General features: G+C 57.8%; 10 protein-coding genes and 1 pseudogene. 9 read left to right on the forward strand and 2 right to left on the reverse strand.

Annotated features, from left to right (window positions below; all coding sequences use genetic code 11):
- Positions 1-245 precede the first annotated feature (245 nt).
- Entirely contained in the window at positions 246-782 is a 537-nt protein-coding gene (locus tag ACXJ5O_RS08220; protein WP_457299457.1) for a YcbK family protein, read from the forward strand.
- Between the two features lie 14 nt (positions 783-796).
- On the opposite strand, the gene ACXJ5O_RS08225 is transcribed toward ACXJ5O_RS08220, so the two are convergent.
- On the reverse strand, positions 797-1,459 hold the full coding sequence (locus tag ACXJ5O_RS08225; RefSeq protein ID WP_457299458.1) for a YggS family pyridoxal phosphate-dependent enzyme: 663 nt from the start codon (positions 1,457-1,459) through the stop codon (positions 797-799).
- Positions 1,460-1,592: 133 nt separating this feature from the next.
- Here ACXJ5O_RS08225 and leuS point away from each other — a divergent pair, with 133 nt between their 5' ends.
- The 7 genes and pseudogenes from leuS (at position 1,593) to ACXJ5O_RS08260 (ending at position 9,862) form a co-directional block, all read left to right on the forward strand.
- Positions 1,593-4,211, forward strand: a complete 2,619-nt coding sequence (gene leuS / locus ACXJ5O_RS08230) for a leucine--tRNA ligase (RefSeq protein ID WP_457299459.1) — start codon at positions 1,593-1,595, stop codon at positions 4,209-4,211.
- Positions 4,212-4,329: 118 nt separating this feature from the next.
- On the forward strand, positions 4,330-4,776 hold the full coding sequence (gene lptE, locus ACXJ5O_RS08235) for an LPS assembly lipoprotein LptE (protein ID WP_312879859.1): 447 nt from the start codon (positions 4,330-4,332) through the stop codon (positions 4,774-4,776).
- A gap of 29 nt (positions 4,777-4,805) precedes the next feature.
- Positions 4,806-5,937 (forward strand): annotated as a pseudogene (locus tag ACXJ5O_RS08240) (AAA family ATPase).
- Positions 5,938-6,144: 207 nt separating this feature from the next.
- Positions 6,145-7,101: an aliphatic sulfonate ABC transporter substrate-binding protein gene (locus tag ACXJ5O_RS08245; RefSeq protein WP_457299460.1), complete on the forward strand. Its 957-nt coding sequence runs from the start codon at positions 6,145-6,147 to the stop codon at positions 7,099-7,101.
- A 20-nt stretch (positions 7,102-7,121) separates the two neighbouring features.
- A complete protein-coding gene (gene ssuD, locus ACXJ5O_RS08250) occupies positions 7,122-8,285 on the forward strand; it encodes an FMNH2-dependent alkanesulfonate monooxygenase (RefSeq protein ID WP_457299461.1) in 1,164 nt (387 codons plus the stop codon).
- A complete protein-coding gene (locus tag ACXJ5O_RS08255; protein ID WP_457299462.1) occupies positions 8,282-9,058 on the forward strand; it encodes an ABC transporter permease subunit in 777 nt (258 codons plus the stop codon). The genes ssuD and ACXJ5O_RS08255 overlap by 4 nt, the downstream gene beginning before the upstream one ends.
- 9 nt (positions 9,059-9,067) lie before the next feature.
- Positions 9,068-9,862, forward strand: coding sequence for an ATP-binding cassette domain-containing protein (locus ACXJ5O_RS08260; RefSeq protein WP_457299463.1), 795 nt, complete (start codon positions 9,068-9,070; stop codon positions 9,860-9,862).
- A 55-nt stretch (positions 9,863-9,917) separates the two neighbouring features.
- On the opposite strand, the gene fsa is transcribed toward ACXJ5O_RS08260, so the two are convergent.
- On the reverse strand, positions 9,918-10,571 hold the full coding sequence (gene fsa / locus ACXJ5O_RS08265; protein ID WP_112532174.1) for a fructose-6-phosphate aldolase: 654 nt from the start codon (positions 10,569-10,571) through the stop codon (positions 9,918-9,920).
- Positions 10,572-10,661: 90 nt separating this feature from the next.
- Here fsa and ACXJ5O_RS08270 point away from each other — a divergent pair, with 90 nt between their 5' ends.
- Positions 10,662-12,845 carry a primosomal protein N' gene (locus ACXJ5O_RS08270; RefSeq protein ID WP_457299464.1) on the forward strand — a complete coding sequence of 728 codons (2,184 nt, stop codon included), beginning with the start codon at positions 10,662-10,664 and terminating at the stop codon, positions 12,843-12,845.
- Positions 12,846-13,021: the final 176 nt, after the last annotated feature.

The following is a 13,021-nucleotide window of genomic DNA, read 5'->3' on the forward strand; positions in this document are numbered from 1 at the left end:
CCTCGAGTGAGGGGCGAAGTGCTTTCCATAGCATCATGCAAATCATGGCGTAAATATCTCAAATGGCTGATCGTGGAGGTGTTGCGCCGTCATCTACAACCGGGCGTTGTAATATACCGTTACATTTTGTCATGGAACGCGGTCCATTTTGAACACATTTCGGCTTGATCGGTCGCTGCCTTGACTTGGGAGGACAAATGAGGCGCGCCGCATCATAAAGCCTGCGCCACACCAAGGATCGAAGAATGATAATTCAACCCTTGCGCAGTGTTGTGTTCCGCGCAAAATTCACGATGCTTTTTCTGACCGTGCTCGTACTGGCAATCCCCGCGGATGCCGGAACGTTTCCTGAGCCGTCGAATCCCCAGGAGCGGATTGGTGCTCATCTGTTCGGTGATGAGCACGCGCATCTGTTGAAAGATTCCGTCTTCGACAAGATTAGCCCTCTGGTGCTCGCCGCCATGCCTCGCGGCAAGGCCTATATCGATTACAAGGCCCCGTCGAAGTGTGTCCCGGAACGTTTAAGGAATGTGCTCAACCGCGTATCGGCCAAATATGGTCCGATCACTGTCAACTCCACCGTTCGTTCGCGATCACGCAATCGTAGTGTTGGCGGGCGCGATCAATCCTATCACCTCAGCTGTCAGGCGGTGGACTTCCGCGTGCATGGCGGCGCGTCCGGATTGGTCAATTTTCTTTCTACCGCGAAAGATGTGGGTGGGCTGAAACGCTATCCGGCGGGCTATTATCACATCGATACCGGGCCGCGCCGCAGCTGGTAGGCCAAATTTACGACCTAACGAGCGCCGAAAATCGCCGAGCCGACGCGCACCGACGTCGCACCGAAACCTATGGCAATCCGGTAATCGGCCGACATGCCCATGGAAAGCTTCTCCACACCGGCATCGTCAGCAACTTTGCGCAAAAGAGCAAAATGCGGCCCAGGATTTTCATCGGCTGGCGGGATACACATAAGGCCCTCGATCATGAGGCCATGCACGTTGCGGCAACGGGTTATGAAGGCCAATGCTTCCGTAGGTTCGATGCCCGCTTTTTGGGGTTCCGAGCCGGTATTGACTTGAACGAAGAGCTTCGGAAAGCGGTTCTGCTTCTTCATCTCCAGGGCGAGACTTGAGGCAATCTTCTCGCGATCGACAGTTTCGATCACATCAAAAAGAGCGACAGCTTCCTGCGTTTTGTTGGACTGTAGCGGGCCGATCAGGTGCAATTCGATATCCGGAAAATCGGTACGCAGGTACGGCCACTTCGCCAAAGCTTCCTGCACGCGATTCTCACCGAAAACGCGCTGCCCGGCTTCGATAACCGGGCGAATCGCTTCGGCATCAAAAGTCTTGGAAACCGCTACCAATGTTACCGAGCTCTCTGAGCGGTTGGCCTCGACCTCGGCCTTGCGGATTTCGCTCTGAACGGCAAAAAGTTGATCGACAGCATTGGGCATGGCGCAGTTGAGTCCTATTTATGGTACACGAGCCCGGTTTTCGCGGGTTCCTTCAGCTTCAAATGGTTGACGGTCCCGCCATTCCATGGTGAAGGTCCCCGCAACTATTATCCTTTGCAAGAGAATCCCGTTCATGGCAACCGAACGATACAATCCCCGTGTAGCCGAAAAGCATTGGCAGAAGGTTTGGGACGACGCCAAACTTTTCGAAACGCCGAATGACGATCCGCGTGACCCGTACTACGTGCTCGAGATGTTCCCCTACCCTTCGGGCCGCATCCATATGGGACATGTGCGCAACTATGCGATGGGCGATGTCGTTGCACGCTACAAGCGCGCCAAGGGATTTAATGTACTGCACCCGATGGGCTGGGATGCATTCGGCATGCCGGCGGAAAACGCTGCGATGCAGAACAAGGTTCACCCGAAGACCTGGACTTATCAAAACATCGAAACCATGCGCAGCCAGCTGAAGTCCATGGGGCTGTCCCTCGACTGGTCGCGCGAGTTCGCAACCTGCGATGTCGAATATTATCATCGCCAGCAGATGCTGTTCCTCGACTTTGTCGAGAACGGCCTGGTGACGCGCAAATCCTCCAAGGTCAACTGGGATCCGGAGGACATGACCGTTCTTGCCAATGAACAGGTGATCGATGGCCGTGGCTGGCGCTCCGGCGCGCTGGTCGAACAGCGCGAATTGACACAGTGGTTCTTCAAGATCACCGATTTCAATGAGGAATTGCTGAGCGCGCTGGACGGTCTCGACCAATGGCCGGAAAAGGTACGGCTGATGCAACGCAACTGGATCGGCAAGTCGGAGGGCATGCTGATCCGCTGGGCGCTGGATGGTAAGTCGCACGCCGTCGGCGAGAACGAGATCGAGGTTTATACGACACGTCCGGATACGCTGTTCGGTGCGTCGTTTATCGCGATCGCCGCAGATCATCCGCTGGCAAAAAAGGCCGCGGAAACCAATGCAGCGCTGGCCAAATTCAACGAGGAATGCCGCCACGCCGGCACGTCCGTTGTTGCGCTGGAGACAGCTGAGAAGAAGGGCTTCGACACCGGCCTGCGCGTGGCGCATCCGTTCGATCCGAACTGGAAGCTGCCGGTGTACGTCGCAAATTTTGTCTTGATGGACTACGGCACGGGCGCGATCTTCGGCTGCCCGTCAGGCGATCAGCGCGATTTGGACTTTGCCAACAAATATGGCTTGCCCGTAGTCCCTGTGGTCATGCCGAAGGACGCGGATGCGGCAACGTTCCAGATCACTGAAACGGCCTATGTCGATGACGGGGTGATGATCAATTCGCAGTTCCTCGATGGCATGACACCTGCCGCGGCATTTGAGCAGGTGGCGAACCGGCTGGAAAAGCAGACGATTGGCAACCGGCCGCAAGGTGAGCGGAAGGTCAACTTCCGTCTGCGCGACTGGGGCATTTCGCGCCAACGCTACTGGGGTTGCCCGATCCCGATGATCCATTGTGACGATTGCGGTGTCGTTCCTGTGCCGAAGGYTGATCTGCCAGTCAAGCTGCCAGACGATGTCGAATTCGACCGCCCCGGCAATCCACTCGACCGTCACCCGACCTGGCGACACGTGAACTGTCCGCAGTGCGGCAAGGCTGCGCGCCGTGAAACCGACACGATGGACACTTTCGTCGATTCGTCCTGGTACTTCGCCCGCTTTACCAGCCCTCACGAAGATGCGCCGACTGACCCCAAAGCCGCCAATCATTGGCTGCCCGTCGATCAATATATCGGCGGCATCGAGCATGCGATCCTGCATCTGCTCTATTCGCGCTTCTTTACCCGGGCGATGAAGGTAGCTGGGCATCTCGATATAAGCGAACCGTTCAAGGGCATGTTTACCCAAGGCATGGTCGTGCACGAGACGTACAAGGGCAAGGACGGCTGGGTCATGCCGGCAGAGGTCAAGGTCGAAGAGAGTGACGGCAAGCGCCGCGGGATCCTGATCGAGACCGGGGAAGAGATCGAGATCGGCTCGATCGAAAAGATGTCAAAGTCGAAGAAGAATGTCGTCGATCCGGATGACATCATCGCGTCCTATGGCGCCGATACGGCGCGCTGGTTCATGTTGTCCGATTCGCCGCCAGAACGGGATGTGATCTGGACGGAAGCCGGCGTCGAAGGTGCGCACCGATTCGTTCAGCGCGTCTGGCGGTTGATCTCCGAAGCCGCAGACGTGCTGAAGACTGCCGAGCCGGCTACCGCCTCCGAGGGCGAAGCGCTGCAGGTTTCCAAGGCCGCGCACAAGACAGTGAAGGCTGTCGGCGAGGATATCGAAAAGCTCGCCTTCAACAAGGCGGTCGCCCGGCTCTATGAACTGGTGAATATTTTGTCCGGTCCCTTGCAGAAAATCGCTGCGGGCGAGGCGGACACGGCGTTGATCGGCGCATGCCGGGAAGCGATCAACATGCTGATCGCCATGATTGCGCCGATGATGCCGCATTTGGCCGAGGAGTGTTCCAAGGCGCTGAACGGCAAGGATCTTATCGCGCATCAGCCATGGCCAACCTATGACGAAGCACTGATCGTCGAGAACGATGTGACGTTGCCGGTGCAGATCAACGGCAAGAAGCGTGGTGATTTGACAATTGCCAGAGATGCGGATCAATTGGCGGTCGAAAAAGCCGCCCTCGCGCTTGATTTCGTCAGGGCCGCGTTGAATGGTAATCCGCCAAAGAAAGTCATTATCGTACCGCAGAGGATCATCAATGTCGTTGCCTGATCGTTTTCAACCGGGATCGCGTTCCGGGCGTCTGTTGCTATCGGTCTGCGTTCTTGGAATGGCCCTCATTGCCGGAGGATGCCAAGTGAGGCCGCTATATTCGACTCCGAGCCCTACGGTGACTGGAAGCGTCAACGACAATATACGCTCGAAGCTTGCCAGCATCTCGATCAACCAGCCCGGCGACCGCGTGACCCAAGAAGTGCGCAACAATCTGATTTTCCTGTTCGGGGGTGGAGCGGGAGAACCCACCAGCCCGGTCTACTCGCTTCAGCTTGGCATCTCGTCGAGGGATCTGTCCTTGCTACTCGTGCAGAACGCCACCAATGACAAATCCGGCCAGCCAACAGCTGGTTCAATGCGCATGACAGGCAACTACACCTTGACGCGCCTGTCCGACGGAAAGGTTGTCGGGAACGGAACACGCATAGTCACCGCGGATTATGATGCGCCTAGACAGCGCTATGCCGTGCTTCGAGCCCAGCGCGACGCGAACATTCGCGCTGCACGAGAGGTTGCCGAAGCAATCAATCTCAGCATCGCGCAGGATCTCTCAAAGCTCTGAGTTCGTGAATTTGGACGGGGCTGCAGTCGATGCGTCTGACCTCGCTTTCAGCTACTGGCTACCGGTCGTTGCGTTCGATACGGCTCGATATCGGTCCGCTCGCACTGTTTGTCGGCGAGAACGGCGTCGGCAAATCCAATCTCTATCGGGCAATGCAACTGGTCAAGGCTTCGGCGGAAGGGACGCTTTCTTACGAGATTGCGCGCGAAGGTGGTATGCAATCTGCCCTGTGGACCGGGAGACGCAGAACCGGTCCCGTACGGATAGTTTTCAACGCTTCGTTTGAAGATGAAGGAACGACTACTCCGGGGGATTATACCGTCGAGATCGGTTTGCGGCCGCCCGCAGCAGCTGGTTTTGCTTTCGAGCCGCAGATCAAGGAAGAGACTCTAACGATCGACAGCGGTAGAAGGCCGGTCGATATGATGGGTCGCAAGGGGCCGGCAGTGTTTGCAAGGGATGACTCCGGCAGGCGCGTCGAGCATCCAGTCAAGCTTCTTGATTCCGAAACGGGATTGGCGATCCTCGGTAGCTCGGGGCGGTACCCCGAGATCGGCGATCTGCGCGCCACGCTACTTGGTTGGCGTTTTTATCACGGCTTTCGCACCGACCGCGATTCGCCTGTTCGACGGCCGACATTGGCAATCACTGCATCGATGCTGGACGAAGACGGGGGCAATCTTGCTGCCGTCTTTGCGACGCTGGTGCATATCCGCGAAGATACGGTTGATCTCGACCGTTGCATCGCCGAAGCGCTGGGGGGTGCGACCCTCGATGTGCCGGTTCCGGGAGAGACTGCAACTTTCGGTCTGCGCCTTCCCGAATTTCCACAGCGCCTGTTTCGGCCGGAAGAACTGTCGGACGGCCAGATACGGTTTCTGGCACTCGCGGGTGCGCTTCTTTCTTATCGGCTGCCGCGGCTGATTGCGCTGAACGAGCCGGAGACCAAGCCTGCATCCGTCGATGCTGCCGGCTCTTGCCGACATGATCAGCCAGGCGGCGGAGCGCACGCAGTTGTGGATCGTGACGCATTCGCGTGCGCTGGCAGATGAAATTTCTGCCCGGACTGGCGTGCGTGCCATGACCGTAGTCCGCCAGGACGGCGCAACCTCCATCGAGGGATTGAGGCTAGACGGCCGTTTCGGCGACGACGATTTCTGATGTTTGCGGTATCGCTATCGCCGAAAGCGATTGCTCGTGTCATGGAAATGCGCGCCTTCATGGACCCGTCAGAAAACTAATCCCATCCCGCCAGACTCTACAGAATTTCTTTTCTCTATTAGATTGGTCGAGTTAACTAGCATTGGACCAATTCCCGGTCGGGCGGGAAGGCTTTCGTCAACAAAGCCCGCATCCGCAGAGGGACCAATGTCCAGATTGACACGTAGAGCATTTGGCGCGGCCCTTTTCGCTGCAGCTGTATTTGCCACCACATTCTTACACGCTGCCGAGCCGTTAAAGGAGTTAAAGATTGGCTTCCAGAAGACAGGCTTGCCAGTCGTCGCCCGCCAGCAGCAGGTGATCGAAAAAGCACTTGAGCCGAAGGGTATTGCGGTTAAATGGGTTGAGTTCACCGCAGGACCACCGCTCGTCGAAGCGCTTAACGTCGGCAGTATCGATGTCGGCTGGGTCGGCGATGCACCGCCTATTTTCGGACAATCCGCAGGTTCTGCGATTGTCTATGCTGCTGCTCTTGCGCCCAATGGCAAGGGCGAAGCCATCATCGTCAAGCCGGGCTCGTCCATTCAGTCGCTTGCCGACCTCAAGGGCAAGAAAGTGGGCGTCGGCAAAGGAACAAGCGCGCACAATCTTCTTATTGCGGCATTGGAAAAAGCCAAGTTGGGCTACGATGAGATCACGCCGGTTTACCTGAGCCCGGCCGATGCCGCTGCTGCCTTCGCCAGCGATAAAATCGATGCTTGGGCAATCTGGGATCCATTCTTCGCTATTGCCGAGACGCGCTACAATCCGCGCATTCTCGTCCGCACCAGCGACGTTCTCAACGTCAACACCTATCTCATTGCCAATCGCGATTTTGCCAAGGCACATCCAGAAATCGTGACGAAGACAATCGGCGCGCTGAAGGTCGCGGCTGATTGGGCCAACGCCAACAAGGACAAGGTGACCGAAGCCCTGCACGAAGTGACCGGCGTGCCTCTCGACGCGCAGACCCTTGCCGCGAACCGCTCTGTTTTCAGCGTCGAACCGATTACACCGGCAATAATCGCGCATCAGCAGGAAACGGCAGACCGCTTCTTCAAGCTGAAGCTGATTCCCAATGCCATCAAAATTTCCGATGCCGTATGGACGGCACCAACCAACTGACTATGGACCGGAGTCGCCATATGACGCAGCCAGCAAATAACACCCCGCTCGATTTCTTCTGGTTCATCCCGACGCACGGYGATGGCAGCTATCTTGGTTCGGAACGGCAGCAACGGCCGCCGCAACATGATTACCTCCGCGAGATAGCGCAGGCGGTCGATCGGCTGGGCTTCCCGGGTGTGTTACTTCCAACGGGGCAAAGTTGCGAAGATTCCTGGATCACCGCAGCGGGGCTCGCCGCGCATACGGAGCGGTTGAAGTTTCTGGTGGCACTGCGTCCGGGTGTGACGTCCCCGGTGTTCGCCGCGCGGCAGACAGCAGCACTTGACCGCCTCAGCAACGGTCGTCTGCTGCTGAACGTGGTTGTTGGCGGCAATCCCAAGGAACTTGCAGGTGATGGTGTGTTTCTTCCGCATGACCAGCGCTATGAACAGGCGGCTGAATTCCTGAAGATCTGGCGCGATCTTGTCTCCGGCAAAACAGTCGACTTTGACGGCAAACACTATCGGGTAGAAGGCGGAAGGCTTGATCTCCTGCCCGTACAGGAACGCGCACCACTCTATTTCGGCGGTTCATCCGATGCGGGACAGGACCTTGCCGCAGAACAGGTCGACATGTATCTGACGTGGGGCGAGCCGGTGGGACAAGTAGCCGAAAAGATCGAGCGTGCACGTGCAAAGGCGGCTCGCAAAGGCCGCAAGCTGCGCTTTGGCATTCGCCTGCATTTCATCGTTCGCGAAACTGAAGATGAAGCCTGGGCGGCGGCGGACCGGCTGATCAGCAGGATCACCGATGAGCAAATCGAAGTCGCGCAAGCACGGTTTCTCAAGGAAATGGATTCTGTCGGACAACGCCGGATGGCGGAACTGCATGGTGGACGCCGCGACAAGCTTGTTGTCGGTCCCAACCTCTGGGCGGGCGTTGGCTTGGTACGTGGCGGTGCAGGCACCGCCCTTGTCGGATCGCCGCAAAGCATCGCAACGCGGATTCGCGAATATCAGGCGGTTGGCATCGATACGGTGATCGGTTCGGGCTATCCGCATCTGGAAGAAGCCTACCGTGTTGCGGAACTTCTGTTTCCAGAACTTGGTCTTGGTGGAAATGCGCGTGCCCCGCGCCGTTCGATCGAGAACGAGTTTGGCGTTGGCTTTTATGGCGACAAACGCCTGCAGGCCTCCTCATGAGTGCGCTCCGTTCTATCGGGCGCAGCGCGCTGGGCTGGCTTTTGCCTGCCTTGCTGCTTGCCGGATGGGAAGGCGCGTCGCGAGCCGGGCTTATACCGGCCAACGTCTTGCCAGCACCGTCTGCTGTCGGAGAGGCATTCTGGAAATTGCTTCTGTCGGGTGAACTCATCGAGAATATCCGCATTTCGACATTGCGCGCGCTCAGCGGCTTTCTTGTCGGCGGTAGCATCGGTTTCGCGCTTGGCCTTGCCAATGGACTATCGGCGCTCAGCCGCGAACTGACCGACACAACGCTGCAAATGATCCGTAACATTCCACATCTCGCGCTGATCCCGCTGGTTATCCTGTGGTTCGGGATAGACGAGGAAGCGAAACTGTTTCTCGTTGCGCTCGGTGTGTTCTTTCCAATCTACGTGAATACACTGCTTGGCATTCAGGGTGTCGATCCGCAACTGGTGGAGATGGGGCGCATCTATGGCATGTCACGGACACAGCTGTTCCTGCGTGTAATCCTGCCGGGCGCGCTGCCCTCGATCTTTGTCGGGTTGCGTTATGCGCTTGGTATCATGTGGCTGACATTGATTGTCGCCGAAACGATTTCAGCGTCCTCGGGTCTTGGCTACATGGCGATGCAGGCGCGCGAATTCCTGCTGATCGACGTCGTTGTTCTATCGATTTTGATCTATGCGCTGCTTGGCAAGCTGGCAGATTCGCTGGCGCGGTTTCTCGAGCGCTTATCACTGCAATGGCACCCTGCCTTCCAAACTGTTTGAGGAACCAAGATGACCGCAGCGACTGTCACGGCCCGCAAATCCTACTCCACGACGACACCAGCCTATACGCCGGCACCGCAAGGCAAGGTCTCGTTCTCGTTTCGCAATGTTGCCAAGCAGTTTGGCGGCAAAGCCGTGCTGCGAGGCATCAATCTTGATGTCTACGAGGGACAATTCGTTGCGGTCATCGGCAAGAGCGGCTGCGGCAAGAGTACCTTGTTGCGATTGCTAGCCGGGCTCGACAAGCCGACATCGGGCGAGATCGTTGCAGGCGTTCTGGAAGATGATCAGAAACGTACCCGCATCATGTTTCAGGAGCCGCGACTCCTGCCTTGGGCGCGGGTCGCCGCCAATGTCGGTGTAGGGCTGACCGGTATCGAAAAGGGCGAGGCTGCGCGCAAGAAAAGCCTGGAAATTCTGGCCGAAGTCGGTCTGGCGGATCGTGGCGGCGACTGGCCGTCCGTGCTTTCAGGCGGGCAGCGGCAGCGCGTTGCTCTTGCGCGGGCGCTGGTGGGGCACCCATCCATATTGGCACTCGACGAACCGCTGGGCGCATTGGATGCGCTGACGCGGATCGAGATGCAACAACTGCTGGAACGAATCTGGCTGGCGAAGAAATTCACCGCGATTCTGGTGACCCATGATGTAGCAGAGGCCGTTTCGCTAGCCGATCGCGTCGTCGTAATCGATAGCGGACGCCTTGCGCTCGACCTGGCGATCCCGGTAGAACGCCCGCGCCGTCATGCTTCGCCCGAACTGGCGTTTTTTGAACGGCAGATATTGGATCAGTTGTATAATCGATAAGAAAACACCCGCCGACGATGCCAGCGGGTGTTGCACTCAGATAGTAATACTCAGATCAGGCGATCTTCTGGCCGGTCTTTGCCCAGTCAGCGAGGAAAGTCTCGAGACCCTTGTCGGTCAGCGGATGCTTGACGAGCGCCTTCAGCGTTGCTGGCGGTGCGGTTACGACATCTGCGCCGATGAGTGCGGCTTCCTTGACATGGTTGACTGTACGGATCGAGGCCGCAAGGATTTCCGTTGGATAGTCGTAATTGTCGTAGATCGTGCGAATTTCGGAAATCAACTCAAGGCCGTTGATGCCGATGTCGTCGATGCGGCCGATGAAGGGCGAGATGAATGTTGCACCGGCCTTCGCGGCCAGCAGCGCCTGATTGGCGGAGAAGCAAAGTGTGACATTTACGAGGTGTCCGTCGGAGCGAAGCGCCTTGCAGGCCCTGAGACCGTCGAGAGTAAGCGGTACCTTGATGCAGATATTGTCGGCGATCTTGGCAAGCACCGCTGCCTCTTTCATCATCTGCTCATATTCGACCGCTGTCACTTCGGCCGAAACCGGTCCCTTGACGATGCTGCAGATTTCCTTGGTGACTTCGAAGATGCTGCCGCCGGATTTGAGAATCAACGAAGGGTTGGTTGTCACGCCGTCAAGCAATCCAAGATCGTTGAGTTCGCGGATTTCCTTTACATCGGCGGTATCAGCAAAGAATTTCATCGGAGCAGTCCTTCCAAAAATGATAGATGGGATATTTCTCCCGGAAAGTGGCTTTTCTTTATCCGAAAGCCGCGCCAAGGTCACGCCCATATGAGCCAGGATTCGTTCATCCCGCAAAAAATAGTTCCCGTGCTTGTGCCGATGCCGGCCGAGCGGCCCTATAGCTATGCCGTGCCGGATGGCATGGAGGTGCAGGCCGGTTCAATCGTTCGGGTGCCACTAGGACCGCGCGAGGTCGCGGGCATTGTTACGGAGGGTTCGACAGACTCGATCGATGCGAAAAAGCTGCGGCCGATTTCAGAACTCTTTGACTGTCCTCCGGTCGATGATGGCATGATGCGATTCATGCGCTGGGCTGCTGATTATACGATATCGCCGCCAGGCATGGTGGCACGGATGGTGTTGCGGGTGCCTGCGGCTTTCGACCCGGAGCCGCCGGTTCCGGGTCTGCGGTTCTCCGGCCGCGAGCCTGACAGGATGACGGGCGCCCGTGCCCGCGTATTGGAACTTGCGGAAGACGGAATGGCATGGACCCGTACCGGACTTGCTCATGCCGCAGGCGTGTCGGCAACTGTCATCGATGGTCTCGTCGCTCAGGGCGTTTTCGAACAGGTGATGATCCCGGCGCGGCCAATCGTAGCCGCTCCCGATCCGGATTATGCGRAAGCGGCCTTGTCTCCCGATCAAACCCAAGCTGCAGATCAACTGGTCGAAGCGGTATCGACGAATGGCTTTTCGGTGTCCTTGCTCGATGGCGTCACAGGCTCGGGCAAGACCGAGGTCTATTTCGAGGCGGTGGCCAAGGCTATCGAAAAAGGCAAACAGGTGTTGATCCTGTTGCCGGAGATTGCGCTGACCCAGCAATTTCTCGATCGGTTCCACGACCGTTTCGGTTCGAAACCCGCGGAGTGGCATTCCGACCTCGCACCGAGATCGCGCGAGCGGGTCTGGCGACAAGTGATGGAGGGCCAGGTCAGAGTTGTCGCGGGCGCGCGCTCGGCATTGTTCTTGCCGTTCAAGGATCTGGGATTGATCATCGTCGATGAAGAGCATGATCCGGCCTACAAGCAGGAAGATCGTGTGTTTTACAATGCGCGCGACATGGCGGTGGTGCGCGGGCATATCGGCAATTTTCCAGTGGTCCTGGCGTCGGCAACGCCGTCGATCGAAAGCCAGGTGAATGCGAGCCAGGGTCGCTATACGCGCATTCGCCTGCCGGGCCGCTATGCGGAAGCGGCGATGCCGGAACTCAAATCGATCGACATGCGCAAATCACCGCCGCGACCGGGTGGTTTCCTTTCACCGGCGCTGGTTGAGGCCATCAACCAGACTTTACAACGCAAAGAGCAATCGCTGCTGTTTCTCAATCGGCGTGGCTATGCGCCGCTAACTTTATGCCGGGTATGTGGTCATCGGTTTCAGTGCCCGGACTGTTCAAGCTGGCTTGTGGAGCATCGCTTTCGCGGTCAGCTCGTCTGTCATCAATGCGGGCACCGCGAGGCGAGGCCCGAGGCTTGTCCATCCTGCGGCACGCTTGACCATCTGGTTGCTTGCGGCCCGGGTGTCGAGCGCATCGCCGAGGAAGCGGAGAAGACATTTCCCGATGCGCGCATCATCGTCCTGTCGTCCGATCTCATGGGTGTGAAGCGTCTGCGGCTGGAACTCGATGCCATTGCGCGCGGAGAGGCGGATATCATCATCGGGACGCAGCTCGTCGCCAAGGGGCATAATTTCCCTAACATGACTCTCGTGGGGGTTGTCGATGCGGATCTCGGGCTTGCCAATGGCGATCCGCGCGCTGCCGAGCGCACGTTTCAACTGCTCAACCAGGTAACGGGGCGGGCGGGACGCACTGGCAAAAAGAGCCTCGGACTGTTGCAGACCTATCAACCGGACCATCCCGTCATGCGCGCCATCGTTTCCGGTGATGCACAGGCCTTTTATGAGCGCGAGATAGAGGAGCGAGAACGCTCTGGGCTCCCGCCATTCGGCCGCCTGGCAGCATTGATTATCTCGGCAGCAACACGGCCAGAGGCAGAAAATCATGCCCGGGCTCTACGGCGTGCCGCGCCCGCCTCGCCGCAGATCAGCGTGCTGGGTCCGGCAGAGGCGCCACTCGCGCTTATTCGGGGGCGTCACCGCTTCCGGCTCTTGATCCATGGCACCCGTAAGGCGGATATTCAGGGCTTTATCCGCGCCATGCTGGCGGCAGGACCAAAAGAACGGGGATCGGTGCGCGTGCAGGTTGATATTGATCCGCAAAGCTTCTTATAAAACTCGCCACGGCGGGCTGCAAATGGCGCTTTTCTATGCTCCGGTGCTCACGTACCGAAAAGTACGCTCCGCTCCGGTGCTCGAAAACCACCATTTTCGCCACCCATGACGAGTTTTGGGTCGGCGCTATGAAAGCAGGATTACAGGTAATCTGGGGAAGGGATAAGAAATGGAAC

The organism is Phyllobacterium sp. P5_D12, assembly GCF_054049495.1.